General features: G+C 62.8%; 13 protein-coding genes. 10 read left to right on the top strand and 3 right to left on the bottom strand.

Annotation, left to right across the window (positions count from 1 at the left end; genetic code table 11):
* Positions 1–2: 2 nt before the first annotated feature.
* The 8 genes from ABL838_RS19680 to ABL838_RS19645 all read left to right on the top strand — a co-directional run bounded on the left by ABL838_RS19680 (position 3) and on the right by ABL838_RS19645 (position 19074).
* Positions 3–959: an alpha-E domain-containing protein gene (locus ABL838_RS19680; protein ID WP_019656032.1), complete on the top strand. Its 957-nt coding sequence runs from the start codon at positions 3–5 to the stop codon at positions 957–959.
* Positions 960–1230: 271 nt separating this feature from the next.
* On the top strand, positions 1231–11226 hold the full coding sequence (locus tag ABL838_RS19675; RefSeq protein ID WP_418121565.1) for a hemagglutinin repeat-containing protein: 9996 nt from the start codon (positions 1231–1233) through the stop codon (positions 11224–11226).
* Between the two features lie 49 nt (positions 11227–11275).
* On the top strand, positions 11276–11677 hold the full coding sequence (locus ABL838_RS19670) for a hypothetical protein (protein WP_418121564.1): 402 nt from the start codon (positions 11276–11278) through the stop codon (positions 11675–11677).
* A gap of 321 nt (positions 11678–11998) precedes the next feature.
* Positions 11999–12619: a hypothetical protein gene (locus ABL838_RS19665; protein WP_418121563.1), complete on the top strand. Its 621-nt coding sequence runs from the start codon at positions 11999–12001 to the stop codon at positions 12617–12619.
* Positions 12620–12630: 11 nt separating this feature from the next.
* Positions 12631–14358 carry a ShlB/FhaC/HecB family hemolysin secretion/activation protein gene (locus ABL838_RS19660; RefSeq protein WP_418121562.1) on the top strand — a complete coding sequence of 576 codons (1728 nt, stop codon included), beginning with the start codon at positions 12631–12633 and terminating at the stop codon, positions 14356–14358.
* 46 nt (positions 14359–14404) lie between these two features.
* The gene (locus tag ABL838_RS19655) at positions 14405–15061 is read left to right on the top strand and encodes a CC0125/CC1285 family lipoprotein (protein WP_418121561.1); all 657 of its coding nucleotides are present in this window, start codon (positions 14405–14407) and stop codon (positions 15059–15061) included.
* Between the two features lie 144 nt (positions 15062–15205).
* Positions 15206–16906: an Hsp70 family protein gene (locus ABL838_RS19650; RefSeq protein WP_418125884.1), complete on the top strand. Its 1701-nt coding sequence runs from the start codon at positions 15206–15208 to the stop codon at positions 16904–16906.
* On the top strand, positions 16903–19074 hold the full coding sequence (locus tag ABL838_RS19645) for a hypothetical protein (RefSeq protein WP_418121560.1): 2172 nt from the start codon (positions 16903–16905) through the stop codon (positions 19072–19074). Before ABL838_RS19650 ends, ABL838_RS19645 begins: the two co-directional genes overlap by 4 nt.
* Before the next feature lie 85 nt (positions 19075–19159).
* On the opposite strand, the gene ABL838_RS19640 is transcribed toward ABL838_RS19645, so the two are convergent.
* On the bottom strand, positions 19160–20833 hold the full coding sequence (locus tag ABL838_RS19640) for a phosphoethanolamine transferase (protein ID WP_418121559.1): 1674 nt from the start codon (positions 20831–20833) through the stop codon (positions 19160–19162).
* A 158-nt stretch (positions 20834–20991) separates the two neighbouring features.
* On the opposite strand from ABL838_RS19640, the gene ABL838_RS19635 reads away from it, so the two are divergent.
* Positions 20992–21453 carry an SH3 domain-containing protein gene (locus ABL838_RS19635; protein WP_126021787.1) on the top strand — a complete coding sequence of 154 codons (462 nt, stop codon included), beginning with the start codon at positions 20992–20994 and terminating at the stop codon, positions 21451–21453.
* Positions 21454–21468: 15 nt separating this feature from the next.
* On the opposite strand, the gene glpK is transcribed toward ABL838_RS19635, so the two are convergent.
* Both glpK and ABL838_RS19625 read right to left on the bottom strand, forming a co-directional pair.
* A complete protein-coding gene (gene glpK, locus ABL838_RS19630; RefSeq protein ID WP_418121558.1) occupies positions 21469–22968 on the bottom strand; it encodes a glycerol kinase GlpK in 1500 nt (499 codons plus the stop codon).
* Between the two features lie 25 nt (positions 22969–22993).
* Positions 22994–23764, bottom strand: a complete 771-nt coding sequence (locus ABL838_RS19625; protein WP_418117007.1) for a DeoR/GlpR family DNA-binding transcription regulator — start codon at positions 23762–23764, stop codon at positions 22994–22996.
* Between the two features lie 122 nt (positions 23765–23886).
* On the opposite strand from ABL838_RS19625, the gene glpD reads away from it, so the two are divergent.
* Positions 23887–25551, top strand: a complete 1665-nt coding sequence (gene glpD / locus ABL838_RS19620; protein WP_418121557.1) for a glycerol-3-phosphate dehydrogenase — start codon at positions 23887–23889, stop codon at positions 25549–25551.
* The last annotated feature ends 21 nt before the right edge of the window (positions 25552–25572 follow it).

The raw sequence follows: 25572 nt of genomic DNA, 5'->3' as shown, positions 1-25572 counted from the left end.
CGATGCTGTCCCGCACCGCAGACCACCTCTATTGGATGTCCCGCTACACCGAGCGCGCCGAGAACACGGCGCGCATGCTGGACGTCAACTACCAGACCTCGCTCCTGCCGCAGTCCGCCGAAGTCGCCAAGTACGGCTGGCAGGGCGTGCTCTCCATCAGCGAGCTCTTGCCTTGGTACAACCAGAAGTACGACCAGATCGCGCCCAAGGAGGTGATGGAGTTCATGGTCAAGGACGAGAGCAACGCCTCGTCCATCGTCTCCTGCCTCAAGGCCGCCCGCGAGAACGCACGCGCCGTTCGCGGCGCCCTCACCACCGAAGCCTGGGAAACGCAGAACACCACCTGGCTCGAAGTCAACCGCATGCTGCGCTCGGGCGACTTCGAGCGCGACCCCGGCCAGTTCTTCGAGTGGGTCAAGTTCCGCTCGCACCTGTCGCGCGGCGTCACCCTGGGCACCATGCTGCAGGACGAGGCCTTCTACTTCTCGCGCCTGGGCACCTTCCTGGAACGAGCCGACAACACCGCGCGCCTGGTCGACGTGAAGTTCCACGCGCTCAACAGCGAGTTCTTCGGCGCCGCCACCGAGGAAGACCAGGAATACGACTTCTATCACTGGAGCGCCATCCTGCGCAGCGTCTCGGCCTTCGAGGTCTACCGCAAGGTTTACCGCGACGTGATCAAGCCCGAGCGCGTGGCCGAACTGCTCATTCTCCGGGCCGACATGCCGCGCTCGCTGCATGCGAGCCTGGTCGAGGTGGTCAACAACCTGGCGAAGGTTCAGAACGAGCAGAGCGCCGAAACGCAGCGCCGTGCCGGGAAGCTCCTGGCCGATCTGCAATATGCGCGCGTCGACGAAATTCTGGCGACGGGGCTGCATGCATATCTCACGCAATTCCTCGATCGGGTGAATGAGCTGGGGGTGCGGATCAGCCAGGATTTTCTGGTTCCGGCGCATTGATCTTCTAGCGAGATGAGTAAGCATCGCCCTTCTGGCACAGGCGATGCTTTGCCCGTTTCGCATCAATTTTTGACAATTGTTGACGTTGTGAGATATCAACAATATTTAATGCATAGGAATTAATACTTCCGGTAAGGTCCACCTAAGTCGTTGAAAAGCATGTATTAATTCCTTGAACGTAAGCGTCGCTCTTTCATAATCGCGCCCCTGTAGCTTTCATTTCGTCACAGATTTGAATGCGACGTGACAACTATCAGGGAGCGTCAGAACAATGAATCGGCACTTGCACCGCGTGGTCTTCAACGCGGCCAGAGGGATGCGCATGGTCGTCCAGGAAACGGCCGCCAGCACTGGAAAGGGCGCCAGCAGGGCGACGACCGCCGCAGGTGCTGCAGCCCTCGCGGGTGCACTGATCGCAGGGGCAGCACACGGCCAGATCGTCGGTGCCCCCAACGTGCCCGGCAACCTTCGCCCAACCGTACTGATGGCACCCAATGGCGTGCCGCTGGTCAACATCCAGACGCCTTCCGCCGCGGGCGTCTCGCGCAACGTCTACAACCAGTTCAGCGTCGGTTCGAACGGCGCCATCCTGAACAACAGCCGGGTGAACGTGCAGACCCAACTGGGTGGGTTCGTTCAGGGCAATCCCAATCTGGCCACGGGCCCGGCGCGCATCATCCTCAACGAGGTCAACGGCGGAACGCCCAGCCAGCTTCGCGGCTACATCGAAGTGGGCGGCCAGCGCGCGGAGGTGATCATTGCGAACCCGGCGGGCATCAGCGTCGACGGTGGTGGCTTCATCAACGCCAGCCGCGCCACGCTCACCACCGGCACGCCGCAGTTCAACGCCGTCGGCGGTCTCGACAGTTTCCTGGTTCGCGGCGGAACCATCACCATCGACGGCGCGGGCCTCGATGCCAGCAAGACCGACTACGCGGCCATCCTTGCGCGTGCTGTGCAGGCCAACGCGAGCATCTGGGCCAGCGAACTCAAGGTGGTGACCGGTGCGAATCAGATAAGCGCCGACCATAGCCAGATCACGCCCACGACAGGTACTGGCACTGCGCCGACCTTTGCGCTCGACGTCGCTGCCTTGGGCGGCATGTACGCAAACAAGATCGTCCTGATCGGAAGCGAAGCCGGCCTGGGCGTGCGCAACGCGGGCAACATCGGAGCCGGTGCCGGAGGGCTTGTCGTCACGGCAGCGGGACGCCTGGAGAACATCGGCACGCTGGAAGGCCAGCGCGTTGCGCTGACTACGCCTGGCGATATCTCCAACCGGGGCGGCACGATCCGCCAGAGCAGTTCGGCGGGCCTGACGATTGCCTCGCCGGTCCTGAGCAATACCAATGGCGGGGTGATTGGTGCCGAGCCTGTGAGTGGCGGTGCAAGCGGTGGGGGAACAGCAACTCCAGGGACCTCGATGCCGAGCACTGGTGGAGGCTCGGCCACACCATCGACAACGGACGCAGGCGGCGCCAGCGCCGGCGGTGGCTCCACACCGGCGACCTACACGCCTCCCGCACCAGGCCTCATCGCTGCCGGTGGCACCATCTCCAACGATGGCGGCAAGATCTACGCGGGCGGTCCTATCACGCTCAATACGCTGCAGGTCAACAATGCGGGTGGTTCGCTCAATGTCGCGACGATGGCTGTCGCGGGGCCGAGTTTCAGCAATGCGGGCGGTACGCTCAATGTCAGCCAGAGCTTCGGAGCGAACGTCGGTATGTTCGACAACACGGGCGGCAAGCTCAATGCGGGCAGTGTGAGCATTACCACTGCCGGCGATCTGCTCAACGCTGACGGCACGCTCACGAGCGCTTCTGATGTCAACCTGACGGTTGGCGGCAATGCCGACAACACACGCGGTGCTATCTCGGCCACGGGTGCTCTGACCGCAAACGTGGCTGGAGCCACCATCAACAACAGCGGCACCCTGGCTTCCAACCAGGCGCTGACCCTGAAGACCGACTCGCTCCAAAATACCCAAGGCAGCGTCCAGTCCGCACAGGCCAGTGTGCAACTCGGCGTGACCAATGTGCTGACCAATGGGAGCGGCGGCAGCATCAACGCGGCCACCGATCTGGGCGTCCAGGTCGGCTCGCTCGCCAGTGGCGGCAGTCTGCGTGGTGGCAACGATGCCACCATTGCAGTCGGCGGTGCGCTGACCAACGACGGCAGCATCACGGCGGGGCGCAACACCACGATCTCGGCCGGCAGTGTGCAGAGCGGCAGTTCGGGGGTGCTGGGCGCAGGCATCCAGAGCGACGGCAAGCTCGGGAGCGCGGGCGATCTGAGCGTGACCTCCTCGGGCGCGCTGATCGCCAACGGCACCAATCTCGCGGCCGGCAACGCAACGCTGCAAGGTAAGAGCGTTGACCTCTCGACGAGCCAGACCAGCGCCGCAAACATCGCGATCACGGCCACACAGGGCAATGTCGCCACCGGCAGCAAGGCGACGCTAGCCACCCCCGGTACGCTGGCGATCACCGCCAACAGCAATGCCGCGCAAACCCTCGTCAACGATGCCGGGCAACTCAATGCCGGTCAGTTGCAGATCAAGGTCTCGAATCTCGCCAACACGGACGGCGGCGAGATCGTGCAGACCGGCACGGGCGCTACCACCATCGCCGTGGCCGGCTCGCTGAACAATGATGGCGCTCGCATCGCCAGCAACGGACAGGACCTGAGCCTGAGCGGCGCGAGCATCAGCAACGCAAATGGCAAGATCGAGCATGCCGGCACAGGCACCTTGAAGATATCGGGCGGCAGCTACAACGGTGCCAACGGCCAGGTCACCACGAACAACGCGCTGGTGATCGCACTGTCGGACGCCTTCAATCAGGATGGCGACAAGGCTCAGACCAGCGCCAAGTCCATCGTCATCAATGCGGGCTCCCTGAGCAATCGCGGCGGCAAGATCATCCAGACCGGTACTGAGGCCACCCGCATCACCGTGATCGGCGCCATCGACAACAGCGCCGGAATCCTTGCCAGCAATGGCGACATGAACATTGCGGCCGGCAGCCTCACAAACCAGGGCGGCTCGATCCAAGCAGCCGGTAGCGCCAATCTCGACCTCAAAGTCAACGCAGCCCTGGACAACAGCAAGAAGGGCACAATCGGCGCGGGCAGCAACGTCAACCTCGCCGCCGACAGCCTGAACAACGATACCGGCAGCGTGACGGCCGTTGGCGATCTGAAGGCCACAATCGACAAGGCCGCAACGAACATGGGGGGCACGCTGGCCGCCAACGGCAGCACCTCGGTGACAGCTGACACGTTGGACAACAGCAGCGGGACCATCGGGGCCGTCAAGGGCGATCTGAGTGTCAAGACCACGGGCAAGACCACCAACGATGCCGGTGCCCTGCAAGCGGGCGGCAAGACCACGCTGAGCAATGGCGGCCTGAGCAACCAGGGAGGCAAGGTCTTCGGCAATAGCCTGTCCGTCGATACGCAAGGCAACCCCTTGGACAACAGCAAGAAGGGCTCGCTCTCAGCCACCACCACCGTCGACATCAAGTCGGGGGCCCTGAATAACGACAGCGGACTGATCCAGTCCGATGGCGCCATGACCATCGACACCGATGGCAAAAAGCTCACCAATACCCACGCGGCGGACTACACCACCAAGCAAGGCGGCATCGCCAGCGCGGACACACTCGTGCTGAAGACCGGGGAAGTCGACAACACGGCCGGTTATATCGGTGCACGGAAGACGCTGAGCGTCGACACCCACGGCCAAGGCTATAACAACAGCAGCGGCCAGACCGTGGCCGTGAGCGACCTGAGCATCAGTGCAGCAGCCCTGACCAATGCGAGCGGCCTGATCCGCTCGGCTGCCACGACCACGATCAATGCCAGCAGCATCGCCAACAGCGATACGTCCGGTACTGATCAAGGCATCGAAGGAAAGTCCGTTTCCATCGGCACCGGTGACTTGAACAACACCTCGGGAGCCATCCGCGCTGATGTCGATGCGACCATCACCGCCAGCGGCACCCTGACCAACGTCAAGGGCCTGATCTCAGCCGGCAACGAACTCAGCATCCGTGATCCGAACCGTGCCAATCCCGGCGCCAAGACACTCAATGTCGTCAACACCAGCGGCACCCTGGTGGCCGACAAAAGCCTCAAGCTCGATGCCGCCAGGTTCAACGGCGATGGCAAGGCTGTCTCGGGCAAGGACCTGAGCATCGCGCTCACCCAGGACATCGTCAACAACGGCGAGGTCGCTGCAAACGGCAATCTGAGCTACACCACCACCGGCAACTTCACGAACAACGGCAAGCTGCTGGCGGGCCAGACGCTCACGGTGGGCGGCAACAACGTCGAGAACACCGCCAATGCAGAAATGTCGGGGAGGAACACCACCGTTAACGCCAGTGGCACCTTGACCAACCGCGGTCTGATCGACAGCAAGGGCCAGACGCAGATCAATGCGGACACCCTGAAGAACATCGGTACTGGCCGCATCTATGGCAACGATGTCTCAATCGCCGCCGTCACGCTGGAGAACGATTCCGAGACGGCCGCCGGTGCGACCCAGGCCAAGGCCGGGACCATTGCAGCCCGCAATACCCTGAACATCGGTGCCACCACCATCACCAACCGCGAGCACGCGCTGATCTTCAGTGGCGGTACGGAGGCGAATGCCATGAGCATCGGTGGGGCACTTGATGCCAATCGCAAGGCCACCGGTCAAGGCGGCGCACTAGACAACCTAAGCGCCGACATCGAGTCGCTGGGCGGTCTGTCAATCTCCATGGCGCAGGTCAACAACCGGGATGTGCACATCCAGAAGGGTGCCCCCACGGTGACGCCCACCACTGCGTTCGGCATTGCGCCGATAACCCCCATGGGCAGCGGCGTTGGCAGGACCACCATGTACCTGCCGGAAGAAGTCACGCTCGACTACGTCAACGGCCTTGTCTTTCTCGCAAAGACAGGCGAACTCGTGGGGATGGGCGGCTTCGCCTATTGGACCAACCAGATCACCACCACCGAAGACACGGCCATCAACGTCGACCCTGCCCGTCTCGTCGCAGGCGGCGACATGAACATCAACGGCCGTCTGCACAACCAGGACAGTCAGGTGCTCGCCGGTGGGACCATCACGCCGTCGGACTACGTGCCCGAGCAGATGACCGGCCAAGTCTCGGTCATCGGCTTTGCCAATGTGGTCGACAACAAAGGACAGGCGCAGGGACCACCGAACATCCCGCTCGTCATAGCGCCCAAGTCGATCAATCTCGGCGCGTTCAAGTACCAGGAGCACATCAACGCCACCAATGGCTACGACGCGGGCGCGGCGCCGGTCGGTGGCACGACGGGAAGTGCAGGCAGTGCAGGAGGCGTAAACGGCGGCAACCGTCCTGATGTCATCGTGCAAGTGCCGGCCAATGTCGGGGCGGTCGTCAATACCTCGGGCAACACGGCCGGTGCAACTGGAGGTGCCAACGGGCCCGGAAGTACGGACGCGAGCCAGACCGTTCCCGTGGTCGTGCGCACCAGCACTCCAAACACGCGCATTCCCAATGCAAGCCTCTTCAACGTTCGCACGGGTGGCAGCTACCTGATCGAGACGGATCCACGCTTCGCCAACTACCGCAACTGGCTCAGCAGTGACTATCTGCTGAACAGCCTCGGGCTCGACCCAAGCAATACCCTCAAGCGCCTGGGGGATGGCTTCTACGAGCAGAAGCTCATCCGCGAGCAGGTGGCCAAGCTCACGGGCTATCGCTACTTGGAGGGGTTCAACAACGACGACGACCAGTACACCGCGTTGATGAGCGCTGGCGCGACCGTCGCCAAGCAGTATGGCCTGCGTCCCGGCATTGCCCTCACGTCGGCGCAGATGGCCCAACTGACGAGCGACATCGTCTGGCTGGTCGAGCAGAAGGTGACTTTGCCCGACGGCAGCTCGCAGCGCGTGCTGGTGCCGCAGGTGTACGTGCGCGTTCGTCCTGGTGACATCGACGGCTCGGGTGCGCTGCTGAGTGCGGATGCCGTCAAGATCAAGAGTTCGGGTGATGTCGTCAATACCGGCACCATCGCGGGACGCACTTTGGTCAAGATCGATGCCGAAAACGTCAACAACCTGGGCGGTCGCATTGCCGGGGGCGCCATCGGCATCAACGCCCACAATGACCTGAACAACATCGGCGGCAGCATTACTGCCCGCGATACTGCGGTCCTGACAGCCGGTCGCGACATCAACATTCAGTCGACGACGCAAAGCGCAAGCACCGGCAGTGGCATTGGCAACGGCAGCAGCAATACCCTCATCGACCGCGTGGCCGGTGTCTACGTGACCAACCCGGGCGGCACACTGATTGCCTCTGCCGGCCGTGATGCGAACCTCGTTGCGGCTGCTCTGGTCAGTGCCGGCAGCGCGTCGGTAGGCGCCGGTCGCAACATCAACCTAGGCACCGTGACCGAGGGATACACCATCTCGTTCGCAAGCAAGAACGGTGCAGGCATCTCGTCCGAACGCCGAGAAGTAGGCTCGGTCATCCAGGGGCAGGACAACGTGCGGCTTGCGGCCGGCAATAATCTGAACATCCGCGCGGGGGCGGTCGCCAGCGTGGATGGCGCCTTGGTGGCCACTGCCAAGAACGACATCAATGTCACTGCAGGCCAGGCCACGACCAACGTTTCGGCAGCGACCCAGAGGTCTTCCAAGAGCCTGCTCAAGAAAAGCAGCTCCAGCACCTTCGACAGCACCACCACGACAGATGTTCTTTCCAGCAGTCTGAGCGGCAAGAGCGTGGCGCTGGTAGCGGGTAACGACGTCAACCTCCAGGCTGCGCAGCTTCGCTCCGACGAGGCGATGAGCCTGTCGGCGGGGCGTGACATCAACCTCACGACCGCCAACCGGACCACCCAGGAGCTGCATGCGGCGCAGAGCCGCAGCAGCGGCACTGTCCTGGGGCAGGCGCTCGCCGGCGCGACCTTCGCTGGCGACGTCACAGCCGTTGCCATTGCGGGCAACAAGAAGTCCAGCAACAGCGCCAGCGCCAGCATTGAGAACCGGGCCGTCGGCACCAGCATTTCGGCCGGCAGCCTGCAGGCCGTGAGCGGACGAGACACCACCCTGCAAGGCGCCACGGTCGTTGCGGACAACAACATCACCCTGATGGCTGGGCGCAATCTGACCATCGAGAGCGCGCAGAACACCCGTGTCGAGAGCAGTTACGACGCCAGCAGCAAGTCCGGGATGATCGGCCAGTGGTACAACCCGGCCATCGGCAACGTCAAGGGCTCGCAGGCGAATGCGACCACCAGCACGACACAACAGGCCAGCCAGGTGGCCAGCCTGCAAGGGAATGTGACGCTGGTGGCGGGCAATGAGTACCGTCAGACTGCCAGCAGCGTATTGGCGGCAGGACAGGCCGGGCCGCTGGCGGGTGGCGACGTCAACATTCTCGCCAAGAACGTCGTCATCAACGAGGCGTACAACACCACGCAGTCCGTTACGCTGGACAAGAGTTCCAGCACCATCGTGGGTGGTAGCGCGAACTTCATGGGGGTGGGCACCGACACCTTCAAGGGCGGCTCCAGCACGATCAAGGCCATGGGTGATGTCGGCGGCGATGGGCGCATGCAGACTCTGGGTGTCATCAACCTGGCTATGAGCGGCAAGCAGGCCTATGACAACGTCAGCGCGTTGGCCAGTGGCGGGCAATTGAGTTATGGCGTGAGCGTGAACGTTAGCCGCAACAGCAGCCAAAGCGCGAGTTTCACGAACAGCAGCGAGGCCGTGGGTTCAGGCATCGTGGGGGCGAACAACGTCAACATCGTATCGACCGGTGCGGGCAAGGTTTCCAACATCCGTGTCACAGGCTCCACCATCGCTGCGGGCAACACGGCCAATCTGGCGGCCGACAACGATGTGACATTGGAGGCCAGCAAGAACGAGACCATGACAGCGGGTCAGAACTCCAGCCGTGGCGCCAACGTCGGCGTGACCTTCGGGGCTGGTGCGCAAAACGGATTCAGCATTCAGTTGGGCGTGAACAGCGGCAAGGGCAGGAACAACCAGAACGACGTCAGCTACAACGCCGCCAAGGTCAGCGGCGGCAAGACCGTGAACGTCATCAGCGGGGGCGATCTGAACATGCGCGGCGGCGTCATCGAGGCCAATCGCGTCGTGGCCGATGTAGGCGGCAACCTGAACATCGAGACGTTGCAGGACGTGAGCGTGGGCCAGTCTCGTCAGAGCAGTTCCGGCTTGAATGTGAGCCTGTGCATTCCGCCGATCTGTGGGGGTATCTCCACCGTGGGAGGCAGCGCGGCTGGGGCCAAGGCCGATGGCGTCTTCGTGAGTCCCAAGGTGCAATCGGGCATCAAGGCTGGTGACGAGGGCTTCGATGTGAAGGTCAAGGGCAATACGGACCTGAAGGGCGCGGTCATCGAGAGCACGCAGGCGGCCATCGACAACAAGAAGAACAGCTTCAGCACGGGCGGCTCGCTCACGATGAGCGACTTGCAGAATGTGAGCCAGTCCAGCGGCAGCAGCTACAGCGTGAGCGGCAGCGTAGGGTTCATGGCCGGTGGCGCGATCGATCAACAAGCGGCCATGCGCATGGACCGCAACATGAGCGAGAGTCAGGTCGCTGCGGCCAGTAACACCACACCTACTGGGAGCGCGGGTGCCGGGAGCTACAGCAGCAGCCAGACCAGTGTCACGAAATCCGGTATCTCTGGCGTCGCGGGGGACCAAAGCGTGCGCACTGGCGACAACAGCAGCGCAGGCACTTTGGTCAAGGACTGGAACACCCAGAACATCGTCAAGAACGTACAGGCGCAAGCGCAGCTCACGCAGCAGTTCTCTCAGAGTGCAGCGAGAGAAATTGGAACCTACGCGGATAAGAAATACAACGAACTGAAAAATTCCGATGCTGCCGAGGCCGCCAAGTGGGCAGAAGGCGGAGAGTACCGGGTTGCGTTGCATACCGCGGCAGGTGCCTTGGGTGGTAGCGTTGGAGGGGCGCTGGGGGCGGGCATCAGTGCGCAGTTGATGCCCCGGATCGGTGAGGCCATTGACTCGATGGGCTTGCCGACACCTGTGGCCCAAGCGATGGGGGCAATCACTGCCGCCGCTATTGGCGGCATTGCGGGTGGCCCCTCGGGAGCTGCGAGCGCCTATAGCGTCGATATCAATAATCGGCAGCTGCATCCCAGCGAACGGGCTTGGGCAAAGAAAAATGCTGCCGCCTATCGCGACTGGCTTGCTGACAAGACGGGCACAAATATTTCGACTGAGGACGCGTATCAACGGCTTCTTTCAGCCGGTTATGCGATCACTGACACTCATGCCCAAAACACTGGACAAAGTGATCCATTTGCGAAGCAATTTATCTCGGAAAATTCGCCTGCCAACATTTTTAATGCCACTGCTGCAGAGAGGAATAATCCATTTTTAGGGGGAAATTCTGATGGATCATATACGCCAGAACAGCAAGCACGCTGGGGGATGAAAACGCCGGCCGAGGCTGCCAGTAAGCTCATCAGTAAGGCATACGACTACATCGATGTCCCCTGTGGAAGAAATTGCGGATCAAAATTCGAAGCCATCGATGGGGCAATTAGTGGATTGCTGCAGGCGAGAAATTTATATCAAGATGATCCGGGTAGCTTGGATTTAATAGATCGGCAAATCGATTTGCTGAAAGCAGGAATCAGCAAGGATGAAGTGTTTAGAGGGCTTGCCCAGTCAACTGCACAGAAGGATAAGGCGGTAATTGCGATTTTGCTGGGAAATCCGAGATTTCCCATGGGTGCGCCCACCGCGGAGCTTCTAGAGAGAACTGTATTAACTCAAGCTATTAAAGAAGCACGAATTGGATTGACGGGAGCCGCCAGGCGCGAAGGAAATGTTGCAGCGGCAGCAATTGAAATTGATGGCCTTCCTTCAAGATTGGTATCCTCGTCAAGAATTGATTTTCCTAGGAATGGATTAATCGGAGAGGGGAGTGGAAATTTTCAAGCAACTACCATAGGCGGTGTTAATCGAGCGCAAGATTCTGAATATAAAATACTCGATTTTATTGCCGATAGACTGGGTGAAAATACTAGAATAAAAGGCTCCGTGACAATTGTAACTGAAAGGCCCGCGTGTGATAGTTGTTTAAGTGTTGTTAAGCAGTTTTTGGAAAAATATCCGAACATTGAAGTCAAGGTTTTCAACAACTCTGGACTTTTGTTGACTCCAAGAAAAGGAGGTACGACAACACCTTATTTTGAAAGCTTGTTCAAGTGATATTACTTGAGTTGTTTTTGAGCCGCCTGGTGCGATTTGGGGGTTTATTGTGAAATATGATTTTGAAAATGATATTTGGCCCGATTCCGAACGTATTCCATACAGGTTGATGCAGTGGTGGACTTGGGATTATTGCCACACTATTTGTCGACGTGCTCTCAAAGGGCACTATGGGGCTAATTGGAAATACGCTGACGAGTATCAGCACGCATTTCATGAATCCCAGTGGGAGTTTGTAGAAAACTGCCCAGCCATTGAGGCGCTCATGTTTCGCGTTTTTTTGTTGGTCATGTTGGGGGGGCGAGGAGATGGTAACTTTGAAGCGAAGCTTCGTCATGAAATTTCAGATATTCTAAGAAATAATGATTTGGAAAAAATGCTGTCTGAATTGGGGGATGATGAGCGGAACGATTTTTCCATCGACTTGCAATTATCGAAGGTGAATTCCTGAAATCGTTTTCCAATGAAACGCTGGTTTGGTTGCCTGCAACGGAGATCATTAACCTCATGGAAGCAAATTCAGGTGATTTTTTGAAACACGTAAAAAGCAGGACAGCCCTGTTTGGGGCGTATTCTTGCGTAGAAATCAGAATTTTGGCAACCTGCTAGAGAGGGTTGAATGAATAAACTAGGGAATGGGTTTTAGGTTTTTCCAATTTCTTGGGCTGAGGTGCGAGCTATATCAGAGGAATCTGGTAGGGGATTTTTTGAGAGAACCGTTTCAACCCTCGCGTGAACCAAAAATGGGGATTTCGTTTTTACAGGGAGCAGAATGAAAAAATCAAAAAGGCGTGCTCGGCTCGCCACGTTGCCGCTATGCTTGGCCGTGATTGCGGTCGGCGGGTGCACCTACTCGCAAATCAACCCCGAAGCCGCACTCGCGGATGTCCGCGCCAACACCGGCTACAACGAATTGAAGGACATCGAGCCCGGCACTGCCAAACTGGTCATGCGCACTTTTGGCGCTGCCGGTACGGCGTCCAACGCCCAGTTCGCCGTCAGCACCGCCGAGGCGTCTTGCCAGGGTTTTCAGCACCTGGGCGCGGCAACCTACACGGGCAACGGCGTCGTCTACCCCTGGATTGCGCGCGCCACGCGTGTCGGCACGCGGGCCGAGCCTTATCTGGCTCACGAAGCAAAGCCAGGACAACCGATACAGATCCGCGGCATCGGTATCTGGAGCACGAGCGGTGCGGGCATGGCCTTCCGCTCCGGCAGTTGCGGTCCGGTGACCGCGCGCTTCACGCCGGTGGAGAACCGCGCCTATACCGTCGAGTTCGTTTGGGCAAAGGACATGACCTGCCGTCTCGCGGTCATGGACGCGACCGATCCCGACGCACCTCAGCCGGTTGAGGCGCAGAACATTCCCGGCTGCCCAGCGCCTACGCGCTGAACGTCATCGCAATGAAGAGCTATGCAATGGTGGCAGTAGCCGCCACGCTGCCGGCAATCGCGTCCGCCCAAGTTCCCAGCACGCCTCAACCTTTCGTCGAGCAACAGCGCCAGCAAGAGCGTGAACGCGCCCTGCGCGAGCAGAACGAACGCACTGTCGACCAGCGTCCACAGGCTGCGCCGCCGGCGCCGGCCCAGCACGTTCCTGAATCCGAGTCGCCGTGCTTTCGCATCGACCGCGTGTTGCTGGTTGGCGAACAGTCCGAGTCTTTCCAATGGGCTGTGGCCGATCTGCCCGGTCCCGAAGGCAACGATTCCCCCATCGGCCGCTGCCTCGGCACAACCGGCGTCAACGTTGTCCTCGCCCGCGCCCAGCAAGCCGTCATCGCCCGAGGCTTCGTCACCACCCGGGTCCTCGCTGCTCCGCAGGATCTATCCACCGGCACGCTGACTCTCTCGCTGCTGCCTGGCCGCATCGCAGCCATCCGGTTGACGCCTGACTCGTCTTCCATCCTGTTCGGCAGCTCCGCCTTGCTGGCTACGGCCATTCCCGCGCGTGCCGGCGACCTTCTGAACCTGCGCGACATCGAGCAGGGCCTGGAGAACCTCAAGCGCGCGCCTACCGCCGAAGCCGACATCCAGATCGAACCTTCAACCGCCCCCAACGCCAAGCCCGGCGACAGCGACCTCGTCGTCAAGTACGTCCAGTCCAAGAAGTGGCGCGTCACCCTGAGCCTGGACGACAGCGGCACCGAAGCCACCGGCCGCTACCAGGCCGGCGCCACGCTGTCCCTGGACAACCCTTTCGGCCTGAACGACCTGTTCTACGTCAGCGCCAACCACAACATCAACAACCACGTCTTCGGCGATCCGGCCAAGGGCACCGAAGGCCAGACCGTTCATTACTCGCTGCCGTACGGCTACTGGCTGTTGGGCCTCACGGCCTCGAACAGCCAGTACCACCAGAGCGTGGCCGGCCTGAACCAGGACTACGTCTACGCCGGCAAGACCAACAACGCCGAGGTCAAGCTCTCGCGTCTCGTCTACCGCGACCAGAGCCGCAAGACGAGCGTGGCGATCAAGGGCTGGCGCCGCGAGTCGCGCAACTTCGTGGACGACACCGAGGTCGAGGTGCAGCACCGCGTGGTCGGCGGCTGGGAGCTCAGCCTCAATCACAAGGAATACATCGGCGAGGCGACGCTCGAAGGCACGCTGGCCTACAAGCGCGGCACCGGTGGCTTGGGCTCGCGCGTCGCGCCGGAAGAGGAGTTCGGCGAGGGCACTTCGCGCCTGAAGCTCTATACCGCCGACATCAGCCTCAATGCGCCGTTCAAGCTGGGCGAGCAGAAGCTGCGCTACTCCGGCCTGATCCGCGCCCAGTGGAATCGCACGCCGCTCACGCCGCAGGACCGCTTCGCCATCGGCGGGCGCTACACGGTGCGCGGCTTCGATGGAGAGACGAGCCTGATGGGCGAGCGCGGCTGGCTCATCCGCAACGACATTGGATGGGCGGTGGGTCAAAGCGGGGCGGAGCTGTACGTCGGTGCCGACTACGGTCACGTCGGTGGCCGCTCGACGGTCGATCTGCTCGGCCGCAGCCTTGCCGGCGCCGTCATCGGTGTTCGCGGCCAGTGGAGCAAGCTGAGCTACGACTTCTTCGTCGGTGCGCCGATCAGCAAGCCGGAGGGCTATCGCACCGCGAAGGTCACGATGGGCTTCAATCTCAATGCAAGCTTCTGAACCACGCCGCAACAGATCGACTGCTCAGTATTCGGGGAGAAAACTCATGTTCACGAAGATGGCTGCAACGCTGGTTGCAGCAGTTGCATTGGCTGCCTGTGTCGCTCCGACGCAATACCGGGAGGCCGGGGCAGGCGGAAACAACTTTGGCTATGCAAGCAGCAAGTTGTCCGACCAGCTGTATCGGGTGCGCTTCACGGGTTCGTCACGCACGCCGTTGCGATGGGCCGATGCGTTCGTGCTCTATCGCACCGCGCAGATCGCGAAAGAGGCTGGCGCGCCGGCGTTCAAGATCGTCGAAGGCTCGGTCGACACCACGGTTCTTGCAGGCGACGATGTCTTTGGGCAGATGAGCCCGTTGGCTGATGTGGAAGTCAGTCAGGTAGCGCTGCATCCGCAGCGCGAAGGCGACCAGATCGTTGCGGCTCAAGACCCCCACGTGCAGCGAACCGCAGGCGCCGTGCCTGTGTTCCGGGCGCCGCCGACGATGGTGAAGAGCCAGGCACCCTTGTTTATCTACATCCCGTCCAGTGGCCCTGGGCCTGCGCAGCCGGTGCGCTCGATACTCGTCGAGTTGAGATCCGATCTCAAGGATATGGACGAGAAGACGTTCGCTACCGACGATGTCCTTTCCCGGCTAGAGCCGCGCATCAAGCGGGCACCAACAACCGCAGACGCGCTGCGCCCTGCAGCCAAGACCTGATTCGGGCGTCCTCCGCACCAACCCATGAGACTCTTCTCGCTTCCGAGACGGCAAATGACTGACTGGATCGAGCGAATTCATGCTGTGGCGGAATGCAGGGGGCGGTGACGGGTTCGCAACAACGCAAGAGAAGTGAGGAAGAAAGTGATTGTTGGAATTGACTTGGGCACGACCAACAGCCTCGTCAGCGTGTTTCGCAACGGACAGACCGAACTCATCCCGAATTCGCTGGGCCATTTCCTGACGCCGTCCGCGGTGAGCCTGCTGGACGACGGCAGCATGTTGGTGGGTCTTCCCGCGCGCGAGCGGATGGCCACGGCGCCACAACACACGGCCACGATGTTCAAACGCTGGATGGGCACGGATCACCGGGTTCAACTTGGGCATCGCAGTCTGCGTGCCGAAGAACTGAGTGCCCTGGTCCTCGGCGCGCTCAAGTCAGATGCCGAGGCCTGGCTCGGCCAGCCAGTCACTGAAGCCGTCATCACGGTCCCGGCCTACTTCAACGATGTGCAGCGCAAGGCCACGCAGGCCGCCGGCCAGATTGCCGGCCTCAAGGTGGAACGGCTGCTGAATGAACCCACCGCCGCAGGACTTGCCTACGGCCTGCAGGAGCGTGCCGACCATTCGACATTTCTCGTCTTTGACTTGGGCGGCGGCACCTTCGACGTCTCGGTGCTGGAGTATTTCGAGGGCGTTGTGGAAGTGCGCGCCAGCGCAGGCGATACCCGGTTGGGAGGCGAAGACTTCGTGCAGGTGCTCGCCGACTGGTTCCTGGAGAAGACGCCGGGCCTGACTCGCGCGGACAGGGATGCCATCGAGGTCGATCGCGCGCTCTGGCACGCTGCCGAGCAAGCCAAGCGAGATATGAGCGACAACGAGACCGCCAACCTGGTCCTGCAACGCGATGACCGTCGACATGTGTTGGAGGTCACTCGTACGGAGTACGAGAGCCGTTGCGCTGGTCTTCTTCAGCGATTGCGCCGCCCGCTGGAGCGTGCCCTGATGGATGCCAAACTCGACCCCGGTGCGCTCAGTGAGGTGGTGCTCGTCGGCGGTGCCAGCCGCATGCCGATGATTCGGCAACTCGTCACCCGGTTGTTCTCGCGACTGCCGTTGCGCACCATCAACCCGGACGAAACCATTGCCCGCGGCGCGGCAATCCAGGCCGCGCTCAAGACCCGCGACGCGGCACTCGATGAGGTGGTCCTGACCGATGTGATGCCCTATTCGCTAGGTATCGTCACGACCGAGGAAGTCGATGGCCGTCGCTACAACGACCGCTTTCATCCCATCATCGAACGAAACAGTCCTGTGCCCCTGTCCCGAGTCCACCCGTTCTCGACAGTGCAGGACCGGCAGACCACCATCAGGCTCGATGTTCGTCAGGGCGAGTCACCCCGCGGCTTGGACAACTTGCAGTTGGGGACGCTCGATGTCGCCGTTCCGCCCCGGCCGCGCGGCGAAGTCACCGTGAACGTGCGTTTCACCTACGACGTCAACGGACTGCTGGAAGTCGAAGCGCATGTGCCTGCCACGGGCGTTACGGTCCAGAGTGTGATCCAGCGCAATACCGATGTGATGACAAGCGACCAGATCAAGGTCGCACTCGAAAAGCTCCGGGTGCTCAAGGTCCATCCGCGCGACAAGCAGGAGAACGCATACCTGGTCGAGCGCGCCAAGCGCTTGTACGAGGACCGCCTTGGGAATGCTCGTCAGGACATCGCACGAGTACTCGGCCAATTTGAAGCCGTGCTCGACTCCCAGGACGAACATGTCATCAAGCAGGTACGCGGCGAATTCAGGACCTACCTTGACAGCATCGACAAGGGTTTCGTGCTGTGAGCATCTGGCGAACGCTGGGCATTGAGGCGACCGATGACCTCATCTCTATCAAGAAGGCCTATGCCACGCGGCTCAAGGTCACTCGACCTGACGATGATGCTGCAGCCTATCAGGCCCTGCGCAGCGCCTACGAGGGGGCGCAGAGCTATGCCAAGTCGGGCCTGCATACGACGAAGACAGCAGCGACGACGCCCGTTACGTACCCGGCGCATAGTGAGCAGGGCTATGCAGGCGGCATTCAGATCCAGGTCGTGAAATGGGCTGAGTTCAAGAAGCACGAAGCTGAGTCCGACGCTCTTGAGAACGACTCGGGCGCTAGCCGGAGCGGATCGATGCCGGATGCCATCGACAGGCAAGACGAGACCGCATTCAGCCAACACCGTCCCGTCGCCGATCACGTACGACAGCAGGAGCCGGTAACCACGGAAAGCCTCGACGAGGGCTGGAGCGCGCAAAAAGCTCGGAGTGAATCTGCCAGCGAGGAGGAGGCAAGTTCCAAAGAAAGCGATCCAGAGCATGCTGAATCCCGGCCCGCTCAAGACCAAGCCGATTTGCCGGTAGATCCGCACGATCTGGTGCAGCGAGTCGCGCGGCAGATCCGCGACAACGGCGACCAGGCATGCATCGACGCTTGGCCAGCACTACAGCGAGAACTCGATGCATTGCCGCTATCGCAACGCCCTGAGGCAAATCGGTTGTTCGCGCAACTGGTCATCAGCACGGAGGAAATGCCAATCCTCCTGATGGAGGCGATGGATCGCTATTTCGAATGGGGCAACGATTTCCGCGCTTCGCAGTTGCTGGGGCGACAAGGGGCCATCGCCCTGGAAGAGCGGCTGAGTCGCTCGGAACTCTATTTCGCGCGACGGAATGTGATCCAACAGCGCTACGCACAGGTGGTGGAACTTGGACAGTTGGCTCAGCAACTGAGCACTGTCCAGCTTTGGGCTTTCGCGCTCTTTGCGCAGAGCGGGCTGAGTCGTCTGTGGTCCGAATTGACATCGAGCCAGCGCCGTGCGCTTGGAGTTCCCGGTATTCAGGACAGTCGATGCCGCATCGCGCTTCACGCCGCAGGTTGGGCGCGCGGTGGACTTGTGTTCTTGTTGTGCTTGATTGGCGAGCAGATGGGCGGATACGTCGTGTCGTCCTGGATGCGTGAGCTTCTGGCCGTTGGGTTTATTGGCATGGGCGCTTCCGCGCTGGTTTGCGCGGTGGTTAAGTTGAAAGCCAGCTCGATCGTCGACTACCCATCTTCTCCGGCGAACATATGGGACTGGCTTCTGCCGATTGGCATGCTATGCACAACGTGCATCTGCTTGCTGCTGGAGACGACGAGGCTGCCGACGATACCAAGCGACGGAACGATGCAGATGCTGGTTCTGGCGTTCAGCCTCCTCCTCTTGATCTGCCTTCGGCCACTCGTCTCCTATCTTTACCGCAAGCGGAGGACCAGGCGCCCCAGCACAGGTGCTACTGGAGCAATGCCTGCGATATTGATCCTGTGTATCGCAGGCACCTTTTCGCTGCCTGTTTTTGCTGGTCTGCCGTGGACGGCCGCGAGTGCAGGCGCAACTTGGTTTTTCGCGGCCCGCGCGGCATATGTTGCCTATGGGCAGAACATCGAAAGATATTGGCAAGTCATGCAGGAGACCGCGCAACGGCGCCGTCTTCTCGGCAACGGCGTTGGCTGGTTGGCTATAGGCACGGAACTGACGCGTGTACTGCGCTTCACCGTTGGCTTCCCCTACCTCTTCATGCAGCTCGCATCGAAGCATTCAGCCTCGCTGATCATTGGGGCCGCTGCGGTCGCGCTCGTTGCATTGCCCGTGCAATACCAGGAGTGGCGAATTCTGTTCTCGGTATGGGTGGTGGGGCTCTTCCTTCTGGTCGACACTTTTTATGGAAGAGCAGTATTCGCGATCTTCGGGTCTTGGCGAGCGCCAGCCTGGAGGGGGTGGGGCAAGATTTCCTTCATGACGTTGTGGATAGCGTGGGTAGCTGCCTATTGGAGGGCCGCGCCACAGATCCTCCAGATGCTCCAACTGAGGCCCCCCTCGAGTACGACGGAGCAGCTGATAGTCGGGTCGGCGCTTCTCGTCGTCGCGCCGTTGTTGCTCGTTGGCCTGGGCAGCCGCTTGGAGCGGCTCTTTAAAAGCGCCAGAAGTTAACAGTGCTTTTTGGGCCCTTCGAAGCAGGCTCTTTGGAGCGGACTCCATCGACCCGGCCGAAGCCCGCACGTATCGCTTCGAAAGACTACCGCTCGAACGACTCCACCTTCACCGGAATTCCCGGCGGCTCCCACCGATAGGAGTCCGCCAGCACATCCCGCTCGGACTGTTGCCCGTTCCATCGGATGCCCAGCAGCTCCATCAAGGTCCACCCTGCCCAGTCCGCGCGAAACGGCTGCAGCGCTGCATCCTGCGGTAGCGGCTCCCGATTGCGCCACACGACGGCCGGAATTCGGTAGCCCGAAGCAGTCGATGGACTGTGTCCCGCGCGGTCGCTCACATGGCCGACCTCCTGCCCATGGTCCGACAGATACATCCACGCGCGGTATTCGCCCTGCTTGCCCGGGGCGCGCGTCTGCTGCAGCAGCTCCGACACCACGAAGTCGTGATACAGCAGCGCTGCGTCGTACTCTTGCCGAAAGCGCCGCACCCAGGCCGAGCGCCCATCCTTGACCAAACCGTTCTCCACCGCATCGACGTTGTCGTCAAAGGGATTGGCGTTCTCGGGAAAGCGCAGGCTGTAGTGCGGGTGCGCGCCCATCAGGTGGACGACGATGAGCTTACGGTCGGTGCTGGTGTCGGCCAGTGCTTCCTGCACGCAGTCGAGGATCTCGCCGTCGAGCGAGGCGCTCGCGCGGCCCGGGGTGCGGTTGACCATATCGACGACGTCGGCAAGGCGAGCGTGCTGCTGTTCGATGGCGAGGTCGTCGTGGTTGCTGATCCACCAGACCTTGTAGCCGGCGGCGCGAGCGAGTGCCAGCACGTGGGGCGGGTTCTCGGCTTCGGGCAGGCCGAAGTGGAACATGTTGCGCAGCGCGGGCAGGGTGCTGGCGTCCACCGACCATGCGTTCTTCAGCACCGCCATCTGGTCGCCGGTCTGCGCCTTGTGCGCGAGCAGGCGCGGCGTGGTGGGGCGGCCGTAGCCGTAGAGGGCCATGTTGTCGCGGTTGATGCTGTCGGTGATGACCAGCACCACGGTGGAAGGTCCGGACTGCGTGATGACGGGCGCGATGGCCTTGGCCTGCGCCATCAGGCGGTCGCGCTGTTTCTGCTGGTCGGCCCAGGCGGAGCGCAGCGCGTGGAGGGAGTCGATCCACTGCGTCCAGAAGATCGCCGGATGCAGCCTGCGCCAGGGCTTGCTGGCGTAGGCCACGCACGAGAGCAGAAGCAGCAGCGCGATCAGCGCCACCATCCATCGCGAAGGCCGGGCTGAGACAGTCGTGCTCGCGACGGCGCCGCGCCGAGCGAACATGCCCACGAGCACGCCTGCCACGACCAGCACAGCACCCCACACGGCGGCCGAGCGCCAATGCATCCACAGGTACTCGGCGCCTTCGCGTGCATTGGTGTTGGCCGCGGCGCCCAGCACCATCGCGCCGTCTGGCGCGGCCTGGTAGGTGTCGAGCAGATAGGCGCGCACTGCGCCGTCGAGCGCGAAGCCCATCGCCCAGAGCCATACCAGCAGCGTGCGAACGCGCCGTATGCGTGCACTGCGCAGCGGCCACGCGAGCCACAGCACCATCGGCAATGCGAGCACAGCGAGCTGCGCGATGCGGCGGCCGTCATGGCCGAGTGCGATGAGGGCCAGCAATGTCGCGCCGACCACGCAGCAGGCGAGCAGCGCGTTGCGCGACGGAGAAGCTTGTTGGGGCAGGGTGGTCAAGCAGGCGGCGAGGCGAGTCGGGAAGGGCGGGCGCATTCTGCCCTTGGGCTTGCGCGGCAGCCTCCAGTGCCCCGATGCCGGCGAGGCCCTTTGGCCGGAAGGTGCACTCAGGGATATCCCCGCGGAACTTATCGGGCCTCTGGTGCCCAGACGGGCTTTTCACTGTTCTGCATACAGAAAGGAACCTCCGCTCCATGCTCAGATTCAGCCGGCTCTCCGCGCTCCTGCTTGCTTTCGCTCTTTCGTGGGTGGCACTGCCTTCCGCGACCGCCGCGCAGACCCAGATGGTCAGCGCTGCCGTCAAGACGCTAAACATGCGCACCGGCCCCGGCCAGCGCTACGAGTCGCACTGGACGGTGACCAGGGGCTATCCGTTCCGCGTGATCGGCAGGAAGGGCGACTGGCTCAGGGTGAGCGACTTCGAGGGTGACAAGGCCTGGGTCTTCCGCCCGATGACCAACAAGACGCCGCACCATGTGGTGAAGGCCCAATCGGCCAACCTCCGCCGCGCGCCCGGCGTGCGCAGCCCGGTGGTGAAGAGGGCGGGCTATGGCGACGTGCTGCGCACCATCGAGCGGCGCGGCGACTGGCTCAAGGTGCGGCACGAAGGCGGCGCCACCGGCTGGGTGCAGCGGCGCCTCGTCTGGGGCTGGTAGGCCGCAGGCAGCGGATCAGGTCGCCGTGGCCTGCCGCACGGCGCGCTCCCAGCGCGCCATCGATTCCTCGGCCTGGGCGCGGCCCATGGTCGGCATGAAGCGCCGCTCGATCTTCCACAGCTTCGACAGCTGCCGCGCGTCGGTGTAGACGCCGGTCGAAAGCCCCGCCAGGTAGGCGGCGCCCAGCGCGGTGGTCTCGATGACTTCGGGCCGCACCACCGGAATGCCCAGCAGGTCGGCCTGGAACTGCATCAGCAGGTCGTTCACGCTGGCGCCGCCATCCACGCGCAGCTCGGCAACGGGCTTGCCGCCGGCGGCCACCGCGTCGCGGCTCATGGCCTGCAGCAGCGCTGCGCTCTGGTAGGCGATGCTTTCCAGCGCGGCGCGCGCGATGTGCGCCACGGTGGTCCCGCGCGTGAGGCCGGTGATCGTGCCGCGCGCGTCGGCGTCCCAGTAGGGGGCGCCCAGGCCGGTGAAGGCCGGCACCATCATCACGCCGCCCGCGTCGGGCACGCTCTCGGCGAGCGACTGCACCTCGGCGCTGCCCTTGATGGCCTTGAGGCCGTCGCGCAGCCACTGCACAACGGCGCCGCCGACGAACACGCTGCCTTCCATGGCGTACTGCGGCTTCGCATCGGTCTGCGCGGCGCTGGTCACCAGCAGCCCGTTGTGCGAAGGCTGGAACTCGCCGCCCGTGTGCATCAGCAGGAAGCAGCCGGTGCCATAGGTGTTCTTGGCCATGCCGGCCTCGAAGCAGGCCTGGCCGAAGAGGGCGCTCTGCTGGTCGCCAGCCACGCCGCCGATGGGCAGCGTGTGGCCCAGCAGCGCGGCGTCGGTGTCCGCGAAATGCGAGCTGGAGGGCTGCACCTTGGGCATCAGCGAGACGGGAATGTCGAGCGCCTTCAGCAGGTCGGCGTCCCATTCGTTGGAGTGCACGTTGAAGAGCATGGTGCGCGAGGCGTTGCTCACGTCGGTCACATGCACCTTGCCGCCGGTGAGCTGCCACATGAGCCAGCTGTCGACGGTGCCGAAGGCGAGCTCGCCGCGCTCGGCCTGCTCGCGAACGCCGGGCACGTTGTCGAGCAGCCAGCGCAGCTTGGTACCGGAGAAATACGCGTCGATCACCAGGCCTGTCTTCTCGCGGATGGTGTCGGTCATGCCTTCGTCGCGCAGCTGCGCGCACAGCGGTTCGGCGCGCCGGTCCTGCCAGACGATGGCGTGGTGCACCGGTTGGCCCGTGGCGCGGTTCCACAGCACGGTGGTCTCGCGCTGGTTGGTGATGCCGATGGCGTGGATGTCGGTGGGCTTGAGCTTGGCCTTGACGAGAACTTCGCGCGCGGTGGCGAGCTGGCTGCGCCAGATTTCCATCGGGTCGTGCTCGACCCAGCCCGGCTGCGGGTAGATCTGCGTCAGCTCCTTCTGGGCGATGGCGACGATGTGGCCCTCGCGGTCGAAAACGATGCTGCGCGAGCTGGAAGTGCCCTGGTCCAGGGCGAGCAGGTAGGTGGTCGTCATTCGTTCTTGTTCCTTCTGTTCGTCTTCAGCTCTCGCGCGCGATCTCCAGGCGCACCTGGGCGGCGTTCAGCAGGTCGCTGAAGGGCGCGGGCGGCTCGGCGTCGGTGAAGAGGCGGTCGATCTGCGAGAGCGTGCCCAGCTGGATCATCGCGGGTCGGTTGAACTTGCTCGCGTCGGCGGCCAGCCACACCTCGCGCGCCTGCGCGATGATGGTCTGCGCCACTTTCACCTCGCGCAGGTCGAAGTCGCGCAGCGAGCCGTCGGCCTCGATGCTCGACACGCCGATGAGCGCGATGTCGACCTTGAACTGGCGGATGAAATCGATGGTGGCCTCGCCCACGATGGCGCGGTCGCGCGGGCGCACCGAGCCGCCCGCCACGATCACCTCGCACGAGGTGTTGCCGCTGAGGATGGTGGCCACGTTCAGGTTGTTGGTGATCACGCGCAGGCCCGTGTGGCGCAGCAGCGCCTTGGCGATGGCCTCGGTGGTGGTGCCGATGTTCAGGATCAGCGAGCAGTCGTTGGGCACCAGCTGCGCCACGCGGCGGGCGATGCGCGCCTTGCCTTCGGCGTGCAGCGTCTCGCGCTGCTGGTAGCCGATGTTCTCCGTGGTCGAACTGGGCACGCGCACGCCGCCGTGGAAGCGGGTGAGAAGCCCCTCGTCGGCCAGCCGCTGCACGTCGCGCCGCACGGTCTGCAGGGTCACGCCGAGCATGTCGGCCAGTTGCTCGACGGTGACGGAACCGCGCGCGCGCACGGTGTCCAGGAGGTTGATCTGACGGGGATTGGAGTTCACGGAGGCGTCGTGGAATGCGGGAAGACTGAGGCCAAGAGTACCCGGCGCGTCACTTTAAAGCGAACAAAAACGAATCCAACTAAGGGAAAACTCGGAGGAAAATCGCGCCAAAAGGAATCCAAATGAAAAAACTCGAAAATACAATGGCCGCCGTCAGTGACGAAAGTCACGCTTCAACGGACCCACCTTCTGTGAGCGCTATTCCTTCCGCTTCGCCCGCGCCGGCCACCGACTGCGACGTGCTGATCGTCGGCGGCGGCATCAACGGCTGCGGCATCGCGCGCGACCTCGCGGGCCGCGGCTGGCGCGTGGTGCTGTGCGAAAAGGACGATCTCGCCTCGCACACCTCGTCTTCCTCCACCAAGCTGATCCACGGCGGCCTGCGCTACCTCGAGTACTACGAGTTCTCGCTGGTGCGCAAGGCGCTGCAGGAGCGCGAGGTGCTGCTCAAGAGCGCGCCGCACATCATGTGGCCGCTGCGCTTCGTGATGCCGCACGACCCGTCGATGCGACCGGCGTGGATGATCCGCATCGGCCTGTTCATGTACGACCACCTCGCCCGCCGCGAGGTGCTGCCGGGTTCGCGCAGCGTCGACCTCCGCGCGCACGCGGCCGGCAAGCCGCTGAAGGCGCAGTACAAGCGCGGCTTCATCTATTCCGACGGCTGGGTCGACGATGCGCGCCTGGTGGTGCTCAACGCCCTCGACGCCAAGGCGCGTGGCGCCGAGATCCTGACCCGCACCCGCTGCGTGAATGCCCAGCGCGACGCCGGCGGCTGGACCGCCACCCTGCTGGGCACCGACGGAGCCAAGCGCACGCTGCGTGCCCGGGCGGTGGTCAACGCCGCGGGGCCGTGGGCCGAATCCTTCCTGCGCGGCGTGGCCCAGTCGGCCAAGGGCGAGGCGCTCGCCACAAAGAGCCTGCGCCTCGTGAAGGGCAGCCACATCGTGGTGCCGCGCCTCTTCGAGCACGACCACGCCTACATCTTCCAGAACCCCGACAAGCGGATCATCTTCGCCATTCCCTACCAGGACGAGTTCACGCTGATCGGCACCACCGACATCGAGCTCACCGGCGACGACCCCGGCGCCGCGCGCATCGCGCAGGAGGAGGTCGAATACCTCTGCACCCAGGCCAGCCGCTACTTCGAGAAGCCCATCGCGCCTTCGGACGTGGTGTGGACCTACTCGGGCGTGCGCCCGCTGCTGGACGACGACTCGGGCGACCCATCGGCCGTCACGCGCGACTACATGCTGGAGTCGAACACCACGGCCGCGCCGCTGCTGTCGGTGTGGGGCGGCAAGATCACCACCTTCCGCAAGCTGGCCGAGGACGCCGCCGACGAGGTCGGCCGGATGCTGGGCCAGTCCGCCCAGCAGCGCCCGGCCTGGACCGACGGCGCCTTCCTCGCGGGCGGCGACCTGTCGTCCTGGATCGGCGCCGCCAGGCGGCCCGATGACGACTTCGAGCGCTTCGTCGAAGCCGTGCAGGCCCGTCATCCGTGGCTCGGCAGCCACCTGGCCCGCCGCCTCGCGCGTGCCTACGGCGCGCGCATCGCCGATCTGCTGGGCGATGCCAAGGCCATGGCCGACCTGGGCTGCGAAGTCGCACCCGGCCTGCACGAGCGCGAGCTGCGCTTCCTGCAGGACAACGAATGGGCCGTGAGTGCCGAAGACGTGCTCTGGCGCCGCTCCAAGCTGGGGCTGCACTACACGCCCGAGCAGCGCGAACAGGTCGCGCGCTGGCTGCGGCAACAGCCGCAACAAGCCCGCGCCGGCAGCAACTAGGCCGGACACAAGGGAAGAGAA

The sequence above is a fragment of the Variovorax sp. 160MFSha2.1 genome, from assembly GCF_048305075.1.
In the GTDB taxonomy this organism is placed as follows: Bacteria; Pseudomonadota; Gammaproteobacteria; order Burkholderiales; family Burkholderiaceae_C; genus Variovorax; species Variovorax guangxiensis.
Note: the sequence above shows the minus strand (reverse complement) of the source record. Positions and strands in the feature narration are given on the sequence as shown.